At 61.2% G+C, this 21,214-nt stretch carries 20 protein-coding genes; 10 read left to right on the forward strand and 10 right to left on the reverse strand.

What is annotated here, in order from left to right; all coding sequences use genetic code 11:
• Positions 1 to 24 precede the first annotated feature (24 nt).
• The 4 genes from MKZ40_RS14485 (at position 25) to MKZ40_RS14500 (ending at position 4,095) form a co-directional block, all read left to right on the forward strand.
• Entirely contained in the window at positions 25 to 630 is a 606-nt protein-coding gene (locus MKZ40_RS14485) for a TRAP transporter small permease (RefSeq protein WP_175090279.1), read from the forward strand.
• Positions 630 to 1,910, forward strand: coding sequence for a TRAP transporter large permease (locus MKZ40_RS14490; RefSeq protein WP_175090280.1), 1,281 nt, complete (start codon positions 630 to 632; stop codon positions 1,908 to 1,910). The genes MKZ40_RS14485 and MKZ40_RS14490 overlap by 1 nt, the downstream gene beginning before the upstream one ends.
• Before the next feature lie 113 nt (positions 1,911 to 2,023).
• A complete protein-coding gene (locus MKZ40_RS14495) occupies positions 2,024 to 2,707 on the forward strand; it encodes a DUF2848 domain-containing protein (RefSeq protein WP_052384353.1) in 684 nt (227 codons plus the stop codon).
• Complete coding sequence (locus MKZ40_RS14500) at positions 2,704 to 4,095, forward strand: amidase family protein (protein ID WP_175090281.1); 1,392 nt, start codon at positions 2,704 to 2,706, stop codon at positions 4,093 to 4,095. Before MKZ40_RS14495 ends, MKZ40_RS14500 begins: the two co-directional genes overlap by 4 nt.
• Positions 4,096 to 4,194: 99 nt before the next feature.
• On the opposite strand, the gene MKZ40_RS14505 is transcribed toward MKZ40_RS14500, so the two are convergent.
• The 7 genes from MKZ40_RS14505 to MKZ40_RS14535 form a co-directional block, all read right to left on the reverse strand.
• Positions 4,195 to 4,623, reverse strand: a complete 429-nt coding sequence (locus MKZ40_RS14505; protein WP_175090282.1) for an RcnB family protein — start codon at positions 4,621 to 4,623, stop codon at positions 4,195 to 4,197.
• Between the two features lie 405 nt (positions 4,624 to 5,028).
• A complete protein-coding gene (locus MKZ40_RS14510) occupies positions 5,029 to 5,466 on the reverse strand; it encodes an RcnB family protein (RefSeq protein WP_153635609.1) in 438 nt (145 codons plus the stop codon).
• Between the two features lie 215 nt (positions 5,467 to 5,681).
• Positions 5,682 to 6,077 (reverse strand): VOC family protein, encoded by a 396-nt coding sequence (locus MKZ40_RS14515; protein ID WP_175090283.1) that lies wholly within the window; start codon positions 6,075 to 6,077, stop codon positions 5,682 to 5,684.
• Between the two features lie 157 nt (positions 6,078 to 6,234).
• Entirely contained in the window at positions 6,235 to 7,248 is a 1,014-nt protein-coding gene (locus MKZ40_RS14520; protein WP_175090284.1) for a zinc-binding alcohol dehydrogenase family protein, read from the reverse strand.
• 336 nt (positions 7,249 to 7,584) lie between these two features.
• Positions 7,585 to 8,751 carry an L-dopachrome tautomerase-related protein gene (locus MKZ40_RS14525; protein WP_175090285.1) on the reverse strand — a complete coding sequence of 389 codons (1,167 nt, stop codon included), beginning with the start codon at positions 8,749 to 8,751 and terminating at the stop codon, positions 7,585 to 7,587.
• A gap of 138 nt (positions 8,752 to 8,889) precedes the next feature.
• A complete protein-coding gene (locus MKZ40_RS14530; RefSeq protein WP_175090286.1) occupies positions 8,890 to 9,618 on the reverse strand; it encodes a glycine betaine ABC transporter substrate-binding protein in 729 nt (242 codons plus the stop codon).
• Between the two features lie 118 nt (positions 9,619 to 9,736).
• Complete coding sequence (locus tag MKZ40_RS14535; protein ID WP_175090287.1) at positions 9,737 to 10,027, reverse strand: putative quinol monooxygenase; 291 nt, start codon at positions 10,025 to 10,027, stop codon at positions 9,737 to 9,739.
• Between the two features lie 122 nt (positions 10,028 to 10,149).
• On the opposite strand from MKZ40_RS14535, the gene MKZ40_RS14540 reads away from it, so the two are divergent.
• Positions 10,150 to 11,052, forward strand: a complete 903-nt coding sequence (locus MKZ40_RS14540; RefSeq protein WP_043332149.1) for a LysR family transcriptional regulator — start codon at positions 10,150 to 10,152, stop codon at positions 11,050 to 11,052.
• 175 nt (positions 11,053 to 11,227) lie between these two features.
• Here MKZ40_RS14540 and MKZ40_RS14545 read toward each other — a convergent pair whose 3' ends face one another.
• Entirely contained in the window at positions 11,228 to 12,190 is a 963-nt protein-coding gene (locus tag MKZ40_RS14545) for a LysR family transcriptional regulator (RefSeq protein WP_043332151.1), read from the reverse strand.
• 199 nt (positions 12,191 to 12,389) lie between these two features.
• Between MKZ40_RS14545 and MKZ40_RS14550 the strand changes: the two genes are divergently transcribed.
• The 3 genes from MKZ40_RS14550 to MKZ40_RS14560 all read left to right on the forward strand — a co-directional run bounded on the left by MKZ40_RS14550 (position 12,390) and on the right by MKZ40_RS14560 (position 15,910).
• The gene (locus tag MKZ40_RS14550; RefSeq protein WP_043332339.1) at positions 12,390 to 13,739 is read left to right on the forward strand and encodes an aspartate aminotransferase family protein; all 1,350 of its coding nucleotides are present in this window, start codon (positions 12,390 to 12,392) and stop codon (positions 13,737 to 13,739) included.
• A 142-nt stretch (positions 13,740 to 13,881) separates the two neighbouring features.
• Positions 13,882 to 15,372 carry a CoA-acylating methylmalonate-semialdehyde dehydrogenase gene (locus tag MKZ40_RS14555; protein ID WP_175090288.1) on the forward strand — a complete coding sequence of 497 codons (1,491 nt, stop codon included), beginning with the start codon at positions 13,882 to 13,884 and terminating at the stop codon, positions 15,370 to 15,372.
• Between the two features lie 226 nt (positions 15,373 to 15,598).
• Positions 15,599 to 15,910, forward strand: a complete 312-nt coding sequence (locus MKZ40_RS14560) for a putative quinol monooxygenase (RefSeq protein WP_043332154.1) — start codon at positions 15,599 to 15,601, stop codon at positions 15,908 to 15,910.
• A gap of 112 nt (positions 15,911 to 16,022) precedes the next feature.
• Here the strand turns inward: MKZ40_RS14560 and MKZ40_RS14565 are convergent, their stop codons facing one another.
• Positions 16,023 to 17,231, reverse strand: a complete 1,209-nt coding sequence (locus tag MKZ40_RS14565; protein WP_254627163.1) for a glutamate carboxypeptidase — start codon at positions 17,229 to 17,231, stop codon at positions 16,023 to 16,025.
• A gap of 288 nt (positions 17,232 to 17,519) precedes the next feature.
• On the opposite strand from MKZ40_RS14565, the gene umuD reads away from it, so the two are divergent.
• Together umuD and MKZ40_RS14575 are read left to right on the forward strand one after the other, a co-directional pair.
• Entirely contained in the window at positions 17,520 to 17,981 is a 462-nt protein-coding gene (gene umuD / locus MKZ40_RS14570) for a translesion error-prone DNA polymerase V autoproteolytic subunit (RefSeq protein ID WP_043332158.1), read from the forward strand.
• A gap of 8 nt (positions 17,982 to 17,989) precedes the next feature.
• On the forward strand, positions 17,990 to 19,264 hold the full coding sequence (locus MKZ40_RS14575; protein ID WP_175090302.1) for a Y-family DNA polymerase: 1,275 nt from the start codon (positions 17,990 to 17,992) through the stop codon (positions 19,262 to 19,264).
• Positions 19,265 to 19,456: 192 nt separating this feature from the next.
• On the opposite strand, the gene MKZ40_RS14580 is transcribed toward MKZ40_RS14575, so the two are convergent.
• A complete protein-coding gene (locus tag MKZ40_RS14580) occupies positions 19,457 to 21,010 on the reverse strand; it encodes a DUF4041 domain-containing protein (protein WP_217485924.1) in 1,554 nt (517 codons plus the stop codon).
• Between the last annotated feature and the right edge of the window lie 204 nt (positions 21,011 to 21,214).

Consider the following 21,214-nt stretch of genomic DNA (forward strand, 5'->3'; position numbering starts at 1 on the left):
CACCGCCCCAGCAGGACCAGACTCATGAACTCCTTCCTTCACGCACTCGATATCCTAGTGTCCCTGACACGTGCGATATCGCGCCACGCCGCACGCCTGATGGGCCTGTTGCTGCTGGCCGTCGTGGTCTTCATCGGCGCGGAAATCCTCATGCGCCAACTGTTCAATCATCCGCTGCCCGGCGTGCACGAATATGCCGGCTATGTGCTGGCGATGCTCTCGGCGTGGGGGCTGTCCCACACCCTGATGGAGCGTGCCCACATCCGTATCGATGTCGTGCATGGCAAGCTGCCGGCCTTCTCGCGCCACACCCTGGATATCCTCGCGATGCTGGCGCTGAACCTGGTGGCCTGGGTGATCCTGATCAATGCCTGGCCGGTGCTCGGCAAGTCGTTGAGCAACGGCTCCACCGCCAATACCCCGCTGGCGACACCGCTGTGGATTCCGCAGCTGCTGTGGCTGTCCGGTTACGCCTGGTTCGCGATCACCACCAGCGTGCTGGGACTGCGCGTTCTCGTTGCCGCCTGTCTGCGTGATACCACCACGCTGGAGACACTGGCCGGCCCCGATCACGGAGAAAGCGAAGGGGCTCTGGCCCAGGCGGCCTCCACGACCAAGGAGACACGCTGATGTTGGGCTTTCTTTCGGTAGGTATCCTCACCCTGCTGCTGGCCGGCATTCCCGTTGCGGTCACCCTCTTCCTGCTCGCCTTCGGGATCGACCAGTTCTATTCCTTCTTCCCGCTGACCAAGGCGCTGGGCCAGAACCTGTGGTCTGCCACGGACTCCTTCCTGCTGATCGCGATTCCGCTGTTCGTGCTGATGGGCGAGATCATCGTGCGCGCCGGCATCGCCGAGAAGGCTTACCGCGCCATGGACCACTGGCTGTCGTGGCTGCCGGGCGGTCTGCTGCACGCCAACATCACCACCTCGGCGCTGTTCTCGGCGACCTCCGGCTCCTCGGTAGCCACAGCGGCGACGGTCTCGACCGTGGCACTCCCCCAGGGCAAGAAGCTCGGCTACGACCCCAAGCTGTTCTGCGGCAGCATCGCCGCGGGCGGCACCCTCGGCATCCTGATCCCGCCGTCGATCAACCTGATCGTCTATGGCTTCCTGACCGAGACCTCCATCCCGAAGCTGTTCATGGCCGGTCTGGTACCGGGCCTCGGCCTGGCAGCGCTGTTCATGCTGGCCTCGCTGCTGCTGTGTGTCTGGAAGCCATCGCTGGGCGGCCCGCGCAAGAGCGCGAGCTGGAGCACCCGCCTCAAGAGCCTGTCGTTCCTGCTGCCGCTGCTGGTGCTGTTCATCGTCATCGTCGGCTCCATCTATCTTGGCTGGGCGACGCCCACCGAAGCCGCCGCCATCGGCGTGCTGGCCTCACTGGGTCTCGCCGCCATCAACCGCTCGCTGAACCTGTCGATGATCAGCCGCGCGCTGGACGGCACCGTCAAGACCACCTCGATGATCCTGTTCATCATCATGGCGGCCTCCTTCCTCAACTTTGCGCTGGCGTCCTCCGGCATGGTCCAGCAGGTCACCGGCCTGCTCGAAGCCTATGACCTGGGTCCCTTCGCGCTGCTGATGGCGGTGATCGCGCTGTTCATCGTGCTCGGCTTCTTCATCGAGACCCTGTCGCTGATGGTCATCACCATTCCCATCGTCACCCCGCTGATCGTCGCGGCCGGTTACGACAAGGTGTGGTTCGGCATCGTGATGATCCTGTTCGTCGAGCTGGCGCTGATCACCCCGCCAGTCGGCTTGAATCTCTACATCGTGCAGGCCTCACGGCGTGGCGAAGCCTTCGCCGACGTCATCATCGGCACCCTGCCGTATCTGGGCGCGATGCTGGTGATGGCAGCGCTGCTGGTGGCCTTTCCGCAGATCGCGCTGTGGCTGCCTTCGGCACTGTAAACCTGCTCTAGCCTGGCACCTGCTGGCAAGCCGGCAGGTGTCATTGGCGCCACACCGTTCATTCAAGAATTTTTCAAAGAACAAAGACAACCCCGATAACGGAGCGATAAACCATGCTGACCTTTACCCATGACAACGGCGAATTCACCCTTGATGTCCAGCGCGTCGCGATTGCCGGCTGGGCCGGACGCGACCAGGCGGGCGTGCAGCACCATATCGACGAGCTCAAGCTGCTGGGCGTGGCGCCGCCCTCCCAGACCCCGCTGTTTTACCGCGTGACCCGCGAGACCCTGACCCAGGCCTCTCAGGTCGCGATGCTCGGCGGCGAAGGCTCCGGTGAGGTCGAGACCTGTCTGGTCAGCGACGCCGAGGGCACCCTGTGGGTGACGATCGCCTCGGACCACACCGACCGCAAGCTCGAAGCCGTCGGCGTCGCCGAATCCAAGCAGCTGTGCGCCAAGCCGATTGCCCGCCATGCCTGGAAGCTCAGTGAGGTCATCGACCACTGGGACAGCCTCGAGATCGAAAGCGAGATCGAAGACGCCGGCAAGACCGTGCGCTATCAGCAGGGCACCCTCGCCGAGCTGCTGCCGGTCGCCACCCTGATGGAGCGCCTGCCGGCCGGCATCGCCAAGGACGGCAGCCTGGCCCCCAACAGCGTGCTGCTGTGCGGCACCGTGCCGGCGATCGGTGGCATCCGCCCCAGCCCGAGCTTTACCATGCGCCTGATCGACCCGCAGACCGGTCGTCGCATCGAGCACCGTTATGAGGTGGAAGAACTTGAGGTGGTGGCATGAGTGATGAGCACAAGCGCCTTGAACAGGCGCGTGAATTCTGGGCACGCCCGCCCCGCCAGCGCAGGTTGACGCAGTTGCTGGCCGCCTATCAGACAGGCAGTTTCGGCCCCGAGCAGACCGCCACGGTGCTTGCCGAGCGCCATCAGGCCCTGGGCGAGAGCGCCAGCCACAGCATCATCAGCCGCGATGATGCTGGCATGAGCGTGCAGGCCGCCGCTCAGCAGCAACTCAAGGCGGCTGCGACGTCGTTGCCGCTGGGGGGTGTTCCGGTCTCGATCAAGGACCTCTTCGACGAAACCGGCATGACGACGCTGGCAGGCTCGCGGGCACTGGCAGGAAGCCAACCAGCCGATCAGGACGCTGTGGCGCTGAGCCGCCTGAAAGCCGCCGGTATCCTGCATGCCGGCCGCACCAGCATGAGTGAGTTCGCGTTCTCTGGCCTGGGCCTGAACCCGCATGTCGGCACGCCGCCCAACCCCTTCGATGGCGAGCGCATCACCGGCGGCTCGACCTCCGGCGGTGCCGCCTCCGTCGCCTTCGGGCTGGCAGCCGCGACCCTGGGCAGCGATACCGGCGGCTCGCTGCGGATTCCGGCGGCCTTCTGTGGCCTGACGGGCTTCAAGCCGTCACAGGCCAGCGTGCCGGGAGATGGCGCCTTCCCGCTGTCACCTAGCCTGGACTGCATCGGCCCCATCGCGCCCAGCGTCGCCTGCTGTCGCCGCCTGTGGGAAGTCCTGAGCGGTGAGGTCGCTGACGCGACGCCGCTCACTCGCCCGCTGACGCTGCTGGTGCCGGAGAGCGAGCTGGTCAGTGAAGTGGATGCCGATGTGGCCGCCGACTTCGCCGCCCTGCTGGAACGGCTCGAGGGTCTGGGGGTTCGCCTCCAGCGTGCGCCGGTCGAGGCCATCGAGGCCGCTTACGCCATCAATCAGCGCGGCGGGCTGGTCATTCCGGAAGCGGCCGCCGTGCATCACGAACTGCTGGCCGCCCACGAAGCCCAGTATGATCCGCTGATCGCCGAACGCCTGAACGGCGGGCGCGACATCACCTCCAGCGAGTATCTGGCACGCCTGTGGCCGCGCACCGCCATCCAGCAACGCTTCGCTCAGCAGGTGCAGGACGTCGATGCGGTGCTGATGCCGACCGTTGCCATGCGTGCTCCGCGTCGTGACCTGCTGGAGCAGGATGGCGCGCTCTTCGCCCAGCTCAACAAGCGCGCGCTGCGCAACACCAACGTCTTCAACTACCTGGATGCCAGCTCGATCTCGATTCCGGGGCCGGCACCACAGAACGAAGAACCGCTGGGCCTGATGCTGTCGCGCCCTCAGGGTCAGGATGTGGCGCTGCTGCGCGTCGCCCAGGCGCTGGAGACACTGCTCGCGCAATAGTGCTGTGCCGGCTTAGCTCAGCAGCGGCCGAGCGCAAAAACGCAAAAGGGGCCTCTAGATGGAGGCCCCTTTTTCATGACGCGGACAGTCTGACTGTCCTCAATGATTGAGAATGATCGCGGTAATGGCACCACCCGCCACGGCCGCCAGCACATAGCGACCATCGATATTCAACCAGCGATGCCCCTGCGGCGGCGCAGACAGCTTGTGAGCACGCCAGTCACTCACCCAGTAACGCTTGTTGGAGTAGTAGCTGCGCGGCACATGGTCGCCACGACGCCAGTTGTGTGACTTCTGACCTTGATGCCTGGCCTGCGCCTGATGCTTTTGCTGATTATGGCGCTGAGACTGGTCGTGACGCGTCTGCTGCTTTTTCTTCTGATGGCCATTGCCGTGGCTGTTGTGCTGGTTGCCTTGGCTGTTGTGTTGACCGCCACGATTATCGCGGTCGTTGGGCGATGCCTGCGCCAGCGACGCGGTCATCAGGGTGAAGATCATCATCATTACGGTCAGGGTGCGATTGCGCATGTCTGGCCTCCTCGTCGTACTCGGCATCAAGGAATGCCGAGGCTGTGAATCAGGGGTCATGAAACGGAGTCATGAAACGGGGTCATGAGACAGAGTTAAGAAACAGTGTTAACAAACGGTATGAGAGAACACTATCGCCTCGTGTTCGCCACGGCAAGCCAGCGCGCCAACCTCCACTTTTGCGCACAATTCGCAACGACTTGTCGCCAGTTGACGCATCCTTGTTGCGCAATGACGACATCGAGAAGCAGACATTCGTAATGGTTGATATGGCGCGCCATGGCGCGTAGCAAGCATTGATGCCTGCGCATTGCATGGCCGCAAGGGGGTGGGTGCCCCATCAGAGCGTCGCCAGATGAGGACAGCTTGCATCAGAGATAGGTAATGTCATCGCTGCCCGGGGCATCACTGTTCGAGCACGATCTCATCGATGACATGGCTTTCGGTATTCATCAGCACGAAGGCATTCTTGAGCTGCAGCCAGCGCTGGTTGGCGCCGGGTTCCGAGAGCTTGTGCTGCTGCCAGTTCTCGACCCGAAGACCATCATCCCGGGCGACAGTGTCCGGCACCTTGCCGCCCCGCTTCCAGACATGTGCCGGCGAAGCCTCTGCCACCGCTTTCTTCTCAGCCAGCTTTTCCTGGTGCTGGATCTTCTTCAATTCCCGCATCTGTTGCGCCTGAACGCGCTGCGCCTTTACCTGACCTTCCAGATCATGATGCTTCTGGCGCAGCCGCTCCTCGTCCTTGTCATCATTGCCGTCACCCGCCGAGTCAGCCTGCACGAGGCCAGCACCCAGCAACGACAACACCAGGGTCAGTACCGCAAATGACCGCTTCGCCATGTTGGCCTCCTCGGCTGATTGCGTATGCGTGCGATGTGCTGAGTCCAGCTCAGGCCATCTTGCTGACGGCTGGACACCCTGCGTTCCAGATCGCCATTCCCTACCATCAGCTTATCGCGTCAGCGGCGCAATTTGCGGTTGGAAAACGCGTGATCTACACGCTTTCCTCAAGTCTGGCAGCCACTTGGCGCCAGATATGACCTCCTAGAGCCAGTTCAGGCCACGGCGCGGCAGGGTGCGGTGGCAAAATCGAGATGTAGATGATTGCCGTCCGGGTCTCGCATGTGCAGTTGCACAAGCCCGCCATCCGCGAGCGCGATCCGCTGATAGTGCGTACGGGACGCCGCCAGGCGCGCCTCGAATGCCTCGATATCCGTGGCGGCAAGCGAGAAATGCTCAAGCCGGAGACTGGCATCACTGCTGATCGCTGACAGGCAACCGATGTCGATGAGATGGATGACCGCCACCTCCCCGGCGTAAAGCCAGGCACCGGCGAAGGGAAAATCGGGTCGCGGCCCGCTGTGCAGCCCCAGCACATCGCCATACCACTGGAGCATGGCACTCAGCTGTCCGGTTCGCAGGTTCACATGATCAAGGCGCTGTATGCCCATGACAGGGTTCCATCATTGTATCAGCCACCCGGCACTCCCCAGCAGACAAGGCGGCTTGTGAGTGCCGGGTGGCAATGAGAGTGTCTTTCACGAAAAGGAGTGCGACCGGTTGCCCGGCCGCACTCCTTTCACATCACCGCCTCGACAGTGGCTTCGATCAGAAGCCTTCGAGGACGATCTTGCCCTTGGCCTTGCCGCTTTCCAGCAAGGCATGCGCGCGCTTGAGGTTCTCGGCGTTGATGGTGCCGAAGGTTTCCGTCGCGGTGGAGGTGATTCTGCCAGTGTCCAGCAGACCCGCCACCTTGGTGAGAATCTCGCCCTGACGCGTGATATCGGCGGTAGTGAACAGTGAACGAGTGAACATCAGCTCCCAATGGATGGAAACGGCCTTGGGCTTGAACGGCACCACATCGAGGGTCTCCGGGTCATCGATCATGCCGAAACGGCCCTGCGGCGCGATCAATTCGGCGACCTGCGGCGCGTAGTGCTCGGAGAAGTTGGTCGAGAACACGAAGGCCGGTGCACCGATGCCCAGCGCCTCGATCTGGGCCGGCAGCGGCTGGCTGTGGTCGATGACGTGATGCGCGCCCAGTGACTTCACCCACTCGCGGGTCTGGGGACGTGACGCCGTGGCGATGATGGTCAGGTCGGTCAGCTCACGCAGCAGCTGGATGGTGATGGAGCCCACGCCACCGGCCCCGCCGATGATCAGGATGGCACGTGCAGCACCCGGCACCGGCTCGGTGACACGCAGACGATCGAACAGCATCTCGAAGCCGGTCAGCGTGGTCAGCGGCAGCGCAGCCGCCTCATGGGCCGCCACGGATTTGGGCGCATGGCCGACGATGCGCTCATCCACCAGGTGGAATTCGCTGTTGGTGCCGGCGCGGGTGAGATCACCGGCATACCAGACCTTGTCGCCCGGGGCGAAGGCCGTGACCTGGTCACCGATGGCGACGACTTCGCCCACGGCGTCCCATCCGATGACGGCAGCTTCGCCGGCGGCCGGCTCGCGGCTCTCACGAATCTTGTAATCCACCGGATTCACAGACACCGCGGCAACCTTGACCAGCAGGTCGTGACCGGTGGCGACCGGTGTCTCGAGTTCGATATCAACCAGGGCGTCGTCACGATCAACGGAACCGGCAACGTAGTAACCAATGGCTTTCATCAGAGTCTCTCCTAAAGATCATGTCAGTCACGGCAGCACTGAAAGGCCGTGCCGTGATGCGATGACAGCATGTTAACTCTCTGGCCTTGGCGTAAAAACAGCCCATGACCGCAAGGTTAATCCGGATAAAGCGGATAATGTATCGCGAGTTTGCGTGTTGCGTGCAGGGAGACGCCGACGGGTCATCGGCTTGCGATGCGAGATGCGCCGGCCAGACACAAAAACGACAACGCAGGACGGTCGTGAGACACGTCCTGCGCAGATCACAGGTTAGCGAGGCAGCCATGACGCCAAGGCAATGAGTTGCCCGAGGACCAAGTCCCAAGGGAGCAAGGGTCAGTTGGCGGGTGTCAGCTTGAGCAGGTAGTAATGCTTGTCACTGCCATCCACGCCCTGATTGAGTGCCGGATGGGCGTTCAGCTGGTTGGTGGTGAGGTAGAGACTGCCATCCGGCGCGAAGGCGAAGCCATCCGGCCAGCGCAGACGCTCGTCATCCTGGGCGATCACCGACATGCCCTCCGGCGATGAGAAGGTAAGTGCGTTGTGCTCCGCGTCACCGGCGATGATGCCGCTGCGGCGGCCATCGAAGATGAAGCCATCATTGGGGCGCTTGGGGGCGTAAGGCGTGATGGCGCGAGCCAGTTCCGCCTCAGTGGCAGTGTCATCGGCCAGCTCAGCCGCCGGCAGGCGATAGATCTCACTGCCGTTCACGCCACCGAAATAGACGACGTCGTCCGCCGGATCGAAGGCGATGGCGTTCAAGCCCAGGTACCAGGGCTTCGGCTCACCATTCTTGTCGCCCTTGGCCGCCATCAGATGGCCATTGATGACCATGTCGTGTTCCACCGGCATCAGCCTTTCATCGCTCTGCAGCACGCGACGCGTCTTGCCGCTGGCGATATCCACCACCACGAAGGCCGGTTTCATGCTGGAGGCCGGAGCGGTAAAGGTCATGTCAGCGATATAGATCTTGCCGCGCTGCTCATCGATGACGAAATCCTGCAGGAAGGAGATCGGCAGCACGCTGTCACCGGCAAGCGAAATCACCTTCTGGAGCGAATCACTGCGGGTATCCCAGCCCACCAGCTTGGGCGCACTGTCCTGGCTGCCCATGTCGAGCATCCACACCACGCCCTGACTGTCGGAGTGCACGCCGATGATCGAGGCGATGCCGACCTCGCCCTTTTCCGGGCCATCGGCCCAGTCCAGGTTCGGGAACGGCACACGCTTGCCGTCCTGGGTGATCTCGACCACGCGCAGCGCCGGTGCATCGAGAGGCTGCTGGGACATGATCAAGCGGCCATCCGGCGTGAAGGTGATGTTGCCGGGGCGGGTGTCCGAATATTCGGCGACGGTGGTCAGCGTGCCGTCGCGCAGGGAGGCGGCTTGCGCATTCTGGGGGGTCACGGCCGTGCTGTCAGCGGCCGCCTGCGCGGCGCCGGCGACAGTGGCAACGCCCAGCGAGGCGATGAGAATGGCTGTCTTGAGGCGAGAAAACGGCATGGGGGCTCCTTGCCCGCCGGTTGGCGCTGTGCGCTGCACCGGCAGGGTCGATGATGATGAGATGAAGAGACTGGGCGGTGACGTGGCCATCGCCCGGGATTTGTCGAGATTCAGGCGAGATAAATCAGGTGCGATAAATCAGGCGCGGCGACGCAGGTCGTCTTCCAGTTCGCTCAAGCGAGGATTGCCGATGTAGAGCTGAGAGAGGTCCTTGAGGGCCGCGGCGCCGATGCGCATGCGAGCCTCCTTGCGCACCACCAGCGTGGCGTCATCCTGGGTACCCAGAAGCCCCTTGGGCTCCTTGAGGGCGCGAATCCGGTAGCGGTGATGCAGAAACTGCGGATGCCACAGCGGCACCACGACCCAACGTCCCTGCACCACCGCCGCTTCGTAACGATCGAAGCAGTCCGCTTCGCTGCCGGTGCGGAAGACATACCCGGCGGCGTCCAGACCATATTGCTTGATCATCTCGGCCGAGAAGCGACTGATGCCGGCCCCCGGATTGATGCCCTGGATGATCAGCTCCATCTTGCTGAGCGCCGGTTCCCGCAGCAGGTCCGTGACGCTTGCCACCGCGCTTTGTGGCACGTAATCCGGCACTCCCCAGATGCAATACGGCTCATAGATGACGGCGATCTTGTCGACGTCATCCAGCATGGGGGCCAGGTAGGTCTCATGACTCGACGGCAACCAGGCGGAGGCCAGAATGTCGACCTCCCCTCGCCCCAGCATCGCGAAGGCCTCTTCGTGGGGAGCAGAGGCGAAGGTCACCTCATGGCCGTGGCTCTCCAGAACACGCGCCACTTCCCGAGCACTGGCCTCATGGAAGGACAACGCGATATGGCCGATACGGATGGGGTCTGTCATGACTGCCTCGAGTGGGTTGTTGAAAGAGAAAGAAAGCGAGCAGGCCTGCATGGCCGCGGTGGTAAGCCAGGGCCTTTATCCAGGGCCAGAGCCCATATCCAGGGCCCAGGCCCGCCTCTCAGTCGAAGGCCGTCATTTCATGCAGGGTGAATTCGCTGACCGCGCCTTCGGTCGCTGCCACATACTTTTCCAGGTGTGGGGCCTGCATGTGCTGCTGCCAGAGTTCCCGCGAGGCCCAATTCTCATGAAAGGTGAAATGCGCCGGGTTATCGTTGTTCTGGTGCAGGGTGTAGCCAAGGCAGCCTTCCTCGGCACGGGTGATGGGCACCAGTGCCAGAAGCGCTGCCTTGACCTGCTCGATCTGGTCCGGCTTGGCATGGATATTGGCGATGACGGTCAGCTGGGTCATGAAAGACACTCCGTGGCGTGATCGGGAAGCTTGAGTTGCGCAAGCGATGTGGTCATCCTAGCCACAAGCCTCATCCGTATAAACATCCAACTTACGCAAAGATAATTCGGAAAAACCGTACAATGCTGCTGGATAATATCGCCCTGTTCCTGACCATCATCGAGAAAGGCAGTCTGACCGCCGCAGGACGCGAGACGGGGCTGTCGCCCACCACCGTGTCCGAGCGCCTCGCCGCGCTGGAAGCCCATTACGGGGTGGTGCTGCTCAACCGCACCACGCGCGCCATCAGCCTGACCGAAGAAGGCCGGACACTGATGGAAGAAGCTCGCGGCCTGCTCGACAGCGTCTCGGAACTGGAGACCCGCATCCGCCTGGGCGCCCAGACTCTCACCGGCCGCATTCGCGTCAGTGCGCCGAGCGACCTGGGCCGCAATGCCCTGTCACGCGCCATCACCGAATTCCAGCATCTGCACCCCACCATCGAGATAGAACTGCTGCTGTCAGACAGCTACGTGGATATCGTCGGCCAGGGGATCGATCTTGCCCTGCGCTTCGGCACCATCATGGACAGTACGCTGCGCGTGCGGCATCTGGGCCAGAAACGCCGCCTGCTATGCGCCTCCCCCGCCTATCTGGCGCAGCATCCTGCGCCGCTGACGCCGGTGGACCTCAAGCACCACAACTGCCTGGTGATGCGCTTCGGCAAGAGCCTCGACAACGAGTGGCGCTTCGGCAGCCACAAGGTGCCGCAGATCGTCACCGTCAGTGGCAACCGGATCGCCAATGACGGCGAACTGGTGCGCCAGTGGTGCCTGGAAGGGTTGGGCATCGCCCTGAAATCGGAAGTCGATGTGAAGGAGGATCTGCGTGCGGGTCGCCTGATCGAACTGCTGCCGGAACATGCCGCGCCGCCCTCGCCGCTGCAGCTGCTGTTTCCGCCGGCGCGCGCCCAACCTCGTCGCGTGCAGGCATTTGCCCAGCACCTGGTCGAGACCTTCAGCGAATCACTATCGCATCCGCAATAGCCTGAAACGCAAAAGCCCCCGGCAACCAAAGGCTGCGGGGGGAGCTTTCATCATCCGGCACCCTACACTAGCCACCGTCTCCTTAAGAGCGTATAGCTGCTTCCACCCGCCAGCTGGGCGACTTCTCTGACCCCGACACGCTTGGACTTGTTCGTAGCTTACTCTCCCTCGCCGACTACACTCTTCGAGCTGGTTTCGCTTGGCGCAGGGTATCCAGCTCCTTCAGATAACGCTCCAGCACCAGATTGGGTGGGCGGCTCTTGCGCGTGATGGCGCTGTAATAGGTGACATAGGAGTTGGCCACCGGGCTGAGCGCCTGCATCTGGCCATCGCGCACCCAGCGCTCGGCATAGTGGGTGGGCAGATAGCCGAGATAGCGCCCGGAAAGCACCAGGAAGGCGATGCCCTCGCGGTCAGTCGCGGAGGCGGCGGCCTTGAGCGGCTCATGCAGCGCCTTGATCGCAGGCGTCTGGGCGTAGGCCGGCAGCACCGCATCATGCTGGCGAATCTCTTCCTCGCCCACCGGACGTCCCCGCGCGAGGGTATCGCCCGCGCGGGGTTCACGAAACAGCACATGGCCCCGTGCGCAGTAAAGGCAGGAGGTTTCCTCGTAGAGCGAGCGATACTCGAGCCCCGGCAGCGTCTTGAGCGTCGGGATCACCCCGGTATGCAGACGGCCATCCAGCACGGCGCGCTCGATCTCGTTGGGGGGAATCATGCGGATGTTGATCATCACCTCCGGGCCGTGACCCTTCAGCGCACTCAGCGCATCCGTGATGTGCATCTCGGGCATGGTGACCAGATTGTCGGTGATGCCGATGTTCAGCTCACCCTTGAGCCAGGCATGCAGACCATTGATGCGTGTGCGAAAGCCCTCTGCCGCCGCCAGCATCTGCATCGCGGCCTCGTGGACTTCCCGCCCCTCATTGGTGAGAGCAAACCCGCTGCGCCCGCGCTGACAGAGCTTGAGGCCCAGCCGCGTCTCCAGGTCACTCATCGCCATGCTGATGGCGGAGCGACTGATGTTGAGCTCGATCTCGGCCGCTGAGAAGCCACCACACTCCACCACCTTGCGAAAGATACGCAGCAGACGCAGGTCGGTATCGCCGAGCTGCCCCCGCATGACCTCGCCTCGCATAGGCCCGCGCCTCCTGTTATTGAACGGTTCCGCGACAGACGGCGCCTGACTGCGCCGAGATGGCGTAGCGAACGCCAGCGGAAAGTTAAGTAAATGCTTTCCTGAAGGTAAAGACAATGGCATTTATCTTACCAAAAGGACTTCCTAATCTAGTTGGACAGGAGCCGAGAACCAACAACAACACTCTGTGGGAGACATCATGACCGCCTTCGATACATCCCCTTCCGCCCAGGCAGGCTTGAGCCAGGAGCAGCTCGATGCCTACTGGATGCCCTACACGGCCAACCGCCAGTTCAAGCAGGACCCGCGCATCATCACCAAGGCGCAGGGGGCCTACTTCACGGACTCCCAGGGCCGTCAGATCTTCGATGGCCTGTCGGGTCTCTGGACCTGCGGTGCCGGCCATTGCCGCCCGGAAATCGCCGAGGCGGTCAGTGCGCAGCTGCGCGAGCTGGATTACGCGCCCGCCTTCCAGTACGGCCATCCCAAGGCCTTCGAGCTGGCGCATCGCATCAAGACGCTGATGCCTGAGGGGCTGGATCACGTCTTCTTCACCGGCTCCGGCTCCGAGAGTGCCGACACCTCACTGAAAATCGCGCGTGCCTACTGGCGCAAGAAAGGCAAGCCGACCAAGACCAAGCTGATCGGACGCAGCAAGGGCTATCACGGCGTCAACTTCGGGGGCTTCAGTGTCGGTGGCATCGGGGCCAACCGCTCGCTCTACGGTCAGGGGGTCGATGCCGATCACCTGCCGCATACCCTGCTCAAGGAAAATGTCTTCACGCCCGGCATGCCCAGGACCGGTGCCGAGCGCGCCGATGAGCTGCTGGAGCTGATCGCGCTGCATGATGCCTCCAATATCGCCGCCGTCATCGTCGAGCCGATGGCAGGCTCCGCCGGCGTGCTGCCACCGCCAGTAGGCTATCTCAAGCGCCTTCGCGAGATATGCGACCAGCACGACATCCTGTTGATCTTCGATGAGGTCATCACCGGCTTCGGACGCATGGGCGCCATGAGTGGCGCCGAGGAATTCGGGGTCACGCCGGACATCCTCAACGTCGCCAAGCAGATCACCAATGGCGCGGTGCCGATGGGCGCCGTGGTCGTCAAGGGCGACATCTACCAGACCTTCATGGACAACGGCGGCCCCGACTACATGATGGAGATTCCCCACGGCTACACCTACTCCGGTCACCCGGTGGCGTGTGCCGCGGCGCTGGCAGCCCTCGACGTGCTCGAGAACGACCAGCTCATCTCCCGTGTCCGCGAGCTGAGTCCGGTGTTCGAGAAGAAGCTGCACGAGCTCAAGGGCACGCGCTACATCAGCGACATCCGCAACTACGGTCTGGCCGGTGCCCTGCAGGTCGAGGCCTATCCCGGCGAGCCGGCGCGGCGCCCGTATGAGATTGCCATGCACTGCTGGAAGGCCGGTTTCTATGTCCGTTACGGCGGCGACACCATCCAGCTGGGCCTGCCGTTCATCACCGAACACGACGAGCTGGACCGTCTGATCAATGCCCTCGGCGATGCCTTCGCCGCCCAGGACTGACGCTCGAAGCTCAAGGCTGACGGTCGACGCTCAAGGCTGACCATCGACGTTCAAGACTGACCATCAACATTCAGAACTGACGATCAACACCACTTCATTCATCGCCATTCATTTCACAAGTCATCTCAGGGAGACCCACCCAATGAAGACGCTCGGACACCTCATCAACGGCAACATCGATCACAGCGAAGGCCGTACCCAGGACATCTTCAATCCCTCCACCGGCGAAGTCGGCGGTCAGGTGCGCCTGGCCAGCAAGGCGACGGTCGAGGAAGCCATCGCGGCCGCCGAGGCCGCCTTCCTGGAGTGGCGCAACACGCCGCCGATCAAGCGCGCCCGAGTGATGTTCCGCTTCAAGCAGCTGCTGGAAGAACATGCCGACGAGATCGCCCGCCTGATCGGTCAGGAGCACGGCAAGATCTGTCACGATGCGCTGGGCGAATTGCAGCGCGGCATCGAGAATGTCGAATATGCCTGCAGCGCCCCGGAACTGCTCAAGGGCGAGCACAGCCGCAATACCGGCCCGGGCATCGATTCCTGGAGTGAATTCCAGCCGCTGGGCGTGGTTGCCGGCATCACGCCGTTCAACTTCCCGGCCATGGTGCCGCTGTGGATGTACCCGATGGCGATCGCCTGCGGCAATACCTTCGTCCTCAAGCCCTCCGAGCGCGACCCGACCTCCACGCTGTTCATCGCCGAGCTGCTGATGGAGGCCGGTCTGCCGGCCGGCGTCATGAATGTCGTCAATGGCGACAAGGAAGCCGTCGATACGCTGCTGGACGACCCGCGCATTCAGGCGGTCAGCTTCGTCGGCTCCACCCCGATCGCTGAATACATCTACAGCCGCGCCGCAGCCAACGGCAAGCGCTGTCAGGCCCTCGGTGGCGCCAAGAACCACGCCATCGTGATGCCGGACGCCGACATGGAATACGTGGCCAACTCACTGAATGGCGCCGCCTTCGGCTCCTCCGGTGAGCGCTGCATGGCACTGTCCGTCGCGGTGGCCGTGGGCGATGACGCCGCCGACAAGCTGATCGCGCAGATGAAGCAGCAGATGGAAGGCCTCAAGGTCGGCATCTACAGCGACAAGGGCAATGATTTCGGCCCGCTGATCACCGCGGCCCATCGTGACAAGGTGGTCGGCTACATCGACAGCGCCGAGCAGCAAGGCGCGACGGTGGTGGTCGATGGCCGCAATCCGCAGGTCGAAGACGGCGAGAACGGCTTCTTCGTCGGCGGCACCCTGATCGATGGCGTCACCCCGGAGATGACCTGCTACCAGGAAGAGATCTTCGGCCCGGTGCTGCTGGTCGTGCGCGCCGATTCGATGGAAGCCGCCATGCAGCTGATCAATGATCACGAATACGGCAACGGCACCTGCATCTACACCCGTGATGGCGAAGCCGCCCGCTACTTCAGTGATCACATCCAGGTCGGCATGGTCGGCATCAACGTGCCGCTGCCGGTACCGGTTGCCTATCACAGCTTCGGCGGCTGGAAGCGCTCGCTGTTCGGCGATCTGTCCGCCTACGGCCCGGATGCGGTGCGCTTCTACACTCGCCGCAAGACCATCACCCAGCGCTGGCCTTCCGCCGGTCTGCGTGAAGGCGCCCAGTTCGCCTTCCCGTCCTGATCCATCGCCTTCGCTTTCTGATCCATCACGAACGCGGATCATCGTCTGATGACAACTGCGCCGGACAGCCCTGCTGTCCGGCGCTTTCATGTGCTAATCATGCAGGGTCATGCCGGCAGTCAGCCCCTGCCCCTTGCAGTGGCCAGAAACGGCTCCACATAGTCAGGACATCTCATCACGAGAATCCCGACAACATCGGCGGTCAGCACCGTCACAAGGAGCCAAGATGATCTGGGTAATCGCCACCGTTACCGCCAAGGAAGGCCACGTTCAGGATGTCTTCAATGAACTCTGCGCCGTCGCGCCCACCGTGCGCGAGGAAGATGGCTGCCACGCCTACCACCCGTGCCTGGACTCCGAACGCGCCGCCGACAAGGACAACGACCCACGCCCCGACACCATCACCGTGGTGGAAGCCTGGGAATCCCACGATGCGCTGCAGGCCCACCGTGAGACCGAACACATGCAGCGCTTCCGCGACAACGCCGGTGACTGGATCGCCGATGGCGATATCCGCATCCTGAGCCCGGCGGGCTGATAGACAGAACAGCATTGGGAAAGACCCAAAAAAGCCCGACCTCCAGGAGGCCGGGCTTTTTTATCGGGCTTGCTGTCATGACGGCATATCATTTACCGCTACAACCCCGGTTTCACTCCTGCGGCTGATCCTCGGACAATTGCATGATCATGCGCGTCGTCAGGTAAAGGCGTGGCACGACGCTATCGACCAGCACGAACTCCTGATCGCTGTGATAGCCGCCGCCGACGAGACCCAGGGATTCGAGCACTGCCGGTTTATCGGAATCTGCATGATAGGCGTAGGCTGCATCGGTGCCGCCACCGATCTCGACCGCTTGCAGTGTCTGCCCCAACTCTTGATAGATCTTCTGGGCCTGCTCGGCCAGCTGCTGACTCTGCGGATTGTCAGGCAGCGGCGGACGCCCCTTCTCGAGGTGGAACTCCACTTCGGTATCATCGATCAACTGGTTCTTCGTGATGGCCTGCGCTTCTTCCAGGACACGCTGATACTCGCTGCTATCGAAGTAGCGCATATCACCTTCCGCCCTGGCATGCTCCGGAATCACGTTGCGCTTGACGCCGCCCTCGACGATCGTCCAGTTGAGCGTCGTCTCCTTGTCCGCATCATCAAGCTCATTCAACTGCAGCAGCTGATGAGACAGCTCCATAATGGCGTTGCGCCCTTCCTCTGGTGCGCCACCGGCATGGGAGGCACGGCCCTTCACCTCGAGAAACGCATAGTTGATGCCCTTGGTGACGACGGTGACGGCATCAACTCCCGGGTCAGCGAAGGTAGGCTCGAATACCAGCACGGCATCCTGATCTGCCGATAGCTCATGAATCAGGTCATGCGAGCCCGGCGAGCCCTTCTCCTCATCAGGATTGAAGACAACCGTCACCTGGCCATAGTCATCAAACCCGAGCGACTTCAGCGCCTCGAGACTGTGCAGAATAACGGCTGCGCCACCCTTGGCATCGCCCACGCCCGGGCCATAGGCACGCCCATCCTCGATACGGAAGGCACGCTCCGTGGCGGCGCCTTCATCGAAGACGGTGTCGTAGTGAATCATCAACATGATCTTGCGACTGCCATCTCCCTGCAGGCGACCGACAATCGTATTGCCGCCATAGGTCTTGGCAGGGTGCGTTTCCACCTGTGCGCCAAGCGCTTCGAGATGCTGGGTCAGCATTGCCTCAACGTCATTCAAGCCTTCACGGTAGCCCGTTCCCGAATCCAAGTTGACCAGTGTTTCCAGCGTCTCCAGCAGAGGCGCTCGCTGTTGCTCGACGGCATCCTGCACATCCTGATAGTCCGCCGCTTGCGCACTGGCACTGCACATACCGCATGCCAAACCCACCGCCAATATCGGAAGCCGCATTTTCCACCTCTAATATTGTTATATAAGGAATAACGAAGGTAAGGCGGATATCAGGCAAACGCAAACGCGAGGCCTACCGGGAAATTTTTTCTGCTAGCAGCTTTACCTGCCGTCCACCATTGAACACAGGTGCACTTCATCTGATCTGCGTCTCGTGAATGTGCAGCACTCGCAGGGATTATCGGTTGCCTGAGGGCTTCTCAGCGCCGATACTGTATATGAATACAGTATCGAAAGGAGACCCCACCCATGACCGTATCTGCCGCTCAACCGTCCCACGCCTCGCTGGCTCGCCCTCATCCAGCGCCGGAGCCCTGTGCGCTGCCGCACCCTCACATCACGGGGCGCGCTGGCATTTCAGGCTTCCCCTCGCCGGCCGAGGATTACGCGGGGCGTACGCTGGACCTCAACGAGCGGCTGATAAAGCGCCCGGCAGCGACCTTCTTCATGACGGTGGCGGGTGACAGCATGGAAGGCTTCGGCATCTATGAGGGCGACACCCTGGTGGTAGACCGCTCCATCGATGCCCGCCCCGGGCATATCGTGGTGGCACTGGTCGAGGGTGAGGTGGTGGTCAAGCGTTATGAGCTGATCGGTCAGCGCCCCTATCTGAGCTCCGGCAATGCCCTGTATCCGCCGGTCGCGATCTTCGACCTCGAATGCCAGGTCTGGGGGGTGGTGCGCTCCGTCATCCACGAATACGCGGTATGAAGACGCCAATGATCGGACTGGTGGACTGCAACAACTTCTACGCCAGCTGCGAGCGAGTGTTCGACCCGCGCCTGGAGGGCCGCCCTGTCGGCGTGATGTCCAACAATGACGGCTGCGTGATCGCGCGTTCCAACGAGCTCAAGGCGCTGGGCGTGGAGATGGGCACCCCCGCCTTCCAGCTACAGCCACTCGTCCGTGAGGGGCGCATCCACCTGCTCTCCTCCAACTATGAGTTGTATGGCGACATGTCGGCGCGCGTGCGTGAGGTGCTGGAGGAATATTCCGCCGGGGTCGAGCCCTACTCCATCGATGAGATGTTCGTGCGTTTCGATGGCTTTGATCGCAACTCGATGCTGACGTTGAGCCGCACCCTGCACCGCAATGTCCGCAAGTTCACCGGCATTCCCGTGTGTGTCGGGGTGGCGCCAACTCGAACGCTGGCCAAGCTGGCCAATCGCGCAGCCAAGAAGCGTCCGGAATTCGGCGGTGTCTGCGTGCTGGAACCCGATGAAGTCGGCACCCAGCGCCTGCTGGCCGATACGCCACTGGGCGATGTCTGGGGCGTGGGCCGACGACTGGTCGAACGCTTGGCACTGCAAGGCCTGCACACTGCCTGGGACCTGCGCTGCGCCGACCCGCGCGCCATCGGCCAGCGGTATTCCGTGGTACTGGAACGCACCGCGCGCGAACTGCAAGGCACGCTCTGCTTCGAGATGAATGATGCCGATGACGCCCGCCAGCGCATCATGACCTCGCGCTCCTTCGGGCGCATGACCGGTGACTTGAATGAACTCAGGGATGCCATCCGCCAACATGCCCAGCGCGGCGCCGAGAAGCTGCGCCATCAAGGCAGCCTGACACGCGCCGTACTGGTCTTCCTCAAGAGCAATCGTCACCGACCCGACCTGCCGCAATACTCACCCAGCACCATCGTCGAGCTGCCCGCCCCCACCAATGACAGCCGCGAGATACTCGCCGCCGCGCAACAGGCGCTGGAGCATATATACCTGCGCGGCTATCGCTTCATGAAGGCTGGCGTGATGCTGCTCGACCTCATCGACCAGCCACGCGAGCAACTCTCGCTGCTGGAAAGCGAAGATGACATCGCCAGGCGTGAACGCAGTCAGCAGCTGATGGCGACACTGGACGCCATGAATCAGAAGATGGGCCGCGGCACCGTGCGTCTGGGCGTCGCACGCCCCGACGCCGCCTGGCAACTGCGCTGCGCCCACCGCAGCGCCCGCTACACCACCAACTGGCAGGAATTGAAGCGGTTGCGTTAGTGGATATGAACTGACTTCTCCACTGCAGGAACAGAAACGATGGAAGTGCCTGAGCCTAAACCCAGGTACAAAGAGGCAGCCCAAGAACAAGCTCAATAACAATAGCCCCCATAACCCGTCTGGATATAGCCAAGGGTCATGAGGGCTTGGGTAAAGCTAGCATCTAGGAGTTGCTTGAAAGGTTATACCAGCTTAAGCAGCGACCTGCTCTCTCAAGCGTTGAGACTCAAAGTATTCTTCAGCCGCAATAGTGGTCTTGAAATCAGCATCACCATGACCTATTTCAATCACCGCCTCTCGAATTGAAGAGAGTTCAACATGGAAGAACTCTTTGCGCAGATTCACGGCATTCACTCGATGATGTGAAAACTTGCGGTGAAGTGCTGTTTCCATCGCCGGAGCATCATCTGAGAAGATCAAAGCATGAACGTCAAATGAGAACGGTACGCTGGCATCACCTAGCTCTTTCACACGATCCATAGGATCGAGGCGACGAGTCATACCAATCTTGTAGACATTTTCGCCAAAAGAACCAATATTACTGATGATATAGACGTAACCACGACGTGTCTGCTCTGCCAGACTCTTGGTACGTTCCTTGGCTGCTTCCGCTTCCTGTAGACGCTGCTCGAGATCAGCCACTTTGGCTTCAGCCAATGCTCGCTCCTCTGCTGACGCCTGCTCAAGCTCATTCTTGGCGCGTGCAAGAATATCTTGATACATCTCTTCCTCACGCTGCGCAGCTTCGATAGCAGTTCTGTATTCCTTTTCAGCCCTGGCCTCTTCTCGCATTTGCTCACGAATGATTCGCTGCTCTTCAACCTCTTCTTTCTTCTTCAGCGTGTATTGATATTGAACCCCACACTCCTCGTATTTGAGAGCGACATAATCAGTATTCAGCCCACAACGGAGTGATGCAACCAGCTTCTCAAGGTCACTCGCAATTTTTTCGAACTGACTCAATGTTCGCTCGAAATTAGAAGGACTAACCTTGCCGATCAATACATCTGCCTCAATATTAAAGGCACGCATGACAAGCTTCATTTGTCCTTCAATGATCTTCTTGTCAAGGCGTTCATCACCCGTAATGACAACATCTCCATATTGGATAAACGCCGTCTTATCCTTGATCATAGCCTTCTGAGATTGACGTATTTGCTTGATCTCAGCTGCAAAACGCTCGCTGGTTTCATACAGGTACTCAGGGAGTTCGAAATGACCATAATCGACAAACTCCTCCAGCCGCGTATAGAGGTCGAGCTTGGACATCACCTGACGCATGGTGCGTTGGCCCGCGGTCTCCTTGATGCGATGCTCAATCAACTTATCTTTAAGACCTTCAATCTCTTGAACATTACGCTCTTTTTGAGCAGCAATAGCATCAGCGTCTTTTTTGAGGCGCTGCAAATCTAAAGTCTCACGATCTATTATATTGAAAGCGGATTGCGCTTCCTCGAGTTGGCTGGTCGTACTAGTCAACTCAAGCGTCAAGGCTTCACGACGCTTATCCAAACCCACTATCGCATCTTCCAAAGAGCCGAATTCTTCAGCTTTACGATCCAGATCAGCTCGCTTGGCCTCCAAATCGATAGCCTTCTCATGATGCTCAACGCGAATAGCAAGTTCTTTGTTCTCCAACTCTTTTACAAGCCTTTTGCGCTTCTCACGTGAATAGACAAGAATGGAGCCTATGGGGACCCCGTAGAAAATCAGAAAAACAATTATCATTCCGACATTATCGCCCATAAATTCACCTCAAAAATTTCGCGATGGCATCCTGCTTGGCAGACGCACGTTCTTGCTCTCGATTGGCTAACGCCTCTCCTTATCTGCCAGCGTAGTTGTCACCTAAACGGATTGAGAGGTGATCAACGTGCGTTATTCCACAGAGCGTAAGGAAGCCATCCTCAAGAAGATGGCGCCGCCTATGAGCATGACCATCCCGGAATT

Source organism: Cobetia sp. BMC6, from assembly GCF_029991385.1.
GTDB lineage: Bacteria > Pseudomonadota > Gammaproteobacteria > Pseudomonadales > Halomonadaceae > Cobetia.

Bases quoted from the DNA above. Each gene is read 5' to 3' on its own strand.
- MKZ40_RS14550 (WP_043332339.1), top strand. From the start codon at position 12,390: ATGACCGCCTTCGATACATCCCCTTCCGCCCAGGCAGGCTTGAGCCAG.
- MKZ40_RS14525 (WP_175090285.1), bottom strand. From the start codon at position 8,751: ATGCCGTTTTCTCGCCTCAAGACAGCCATTCTCATCGCCTCGCTGGGC.
- MKZ40_RS14495 (WP_052384353.1), top strand. From the start codon at position 2,024: ATGCTGACCTTTACCCATGACAACGGCGAATTCACCCTTGATGTCCAG.
- MKZ40_RS14565 (WP_254627163.1), bottom strand. From the start codon at position 17,231: ATGTGCAGTGCCAGTGCGCAAGCGGCGGACTATCAGGATGTGCAGGAT.
- MKZ40_RS14580 (WP_217485924.1), bottom strand. From the start codon at position 21,010: ATGGGCGATAATGTCGGAATGATAATTGTTTTTCTGATTTTCTACGGG.
- MKZ40_RS14560 (WP_043332154.1), top strand. From the start codon at position 15,599: ATGATCTGGGTAATCGCCACCGTTACCGCCAAGGAAGGCCACGTTCAG.
- umuD (WP_043332158.1), top strand. From the start codon at position 17,520: ATGACCGTATCTGCCGCTCAACCGTCCCACGCCTCGCTGGCTCGCCCT.
- MKZ40_RS14520 (WP_175090284.1), bottom strand. From the start codon at position 7,248: ATGAAAGCCATTGGTTACTACGTTGCCGGTTCCGTTGATCGTGACGAC.
- MKZ40_RS14555 (WP_175090288.1), top strand. From the start codon at position 13,882: ATGAAGACGCTCGGACACCTCATCAACGGCAACATCGATCACAGCGAA.
- MKZ40_RS14575 (WP_175090302.1), top strand. From the start codon at position 17,990: ATGATCGGACTGGTGGACTGCAACAACTTCTACGCCAGCTGCGAGCGA.
- MKZ40_RS14505 (WP_175090282.1), bottom strand. From the start codon at position 4,623: ATGCGCAATCGCACCCTGACCGTAATGATGATGATCTTCACCCTGATG.
- MKZ40_RS14535 (WP_175090287.1), bottom strand. From the start codon at position 10,027: ATGACCCAGCTGACCGTCATCGCCAATATCCATGCCAAGCCGGACCAG.
- MKZ40_RS14515 (WP_175090283.1), bottom strand. From the start codon at position 6,077: ATGGGCATACAGCGCCTTGATCATGTGAACCTGCGAACCGGACAGCTG.
- MKZ40_RS14500 (WP_175090281.1), top strand. From the start codon at position 2,704: ATGAGTGATGAGCACAAGCGCCTTGAACAGGCGCGTGAATTCTGGGCA.
- MKZ40_RS14545 (WP_043332151.1), bottom strand. From the start codon at position 12,190: ATGCGAGGCGAGGTCATGCGGGGGCAGCTCGGCGATACCGACCTGCGT.
- MKZ40_RS14490 (WP_175090280.1), top strand. From the start codon at position 630: ATGTTGGGCTTTCTTTCGGTAGGTATCCTCACCCTGCTGCTGGCCGGC.
- MKZ40_RS14485 (WP_175090279.1), top strand. From the start codon at position 25: ATGAACTCCTTCCTTCACGCACTCGATATCCTAGTGTCCCTGACACGT.
- MKZ40_RS14510 (WP_153635609.1), bottom strand. From the start codon at position 5,466: ATGGCGAAGCGGTCATTTGCGGTACTGACCCTGGTGTTGTCGTTGCTG.
- MKZ40_RS14530 (WP_175090286.1), bottom strand. From the start codon at position 9,618: ATGACAGACCCCATCCGTATCGGCCATATCGCGTTGTCCTTCCATGAG.
- MKZ40_RS14540 (WP_043332149.1), top strand. From the start codon at position 10,150: ATGCTGCTGGATAATATCGCCCTGTTCCTGACCATCATCGAGAAAGGC.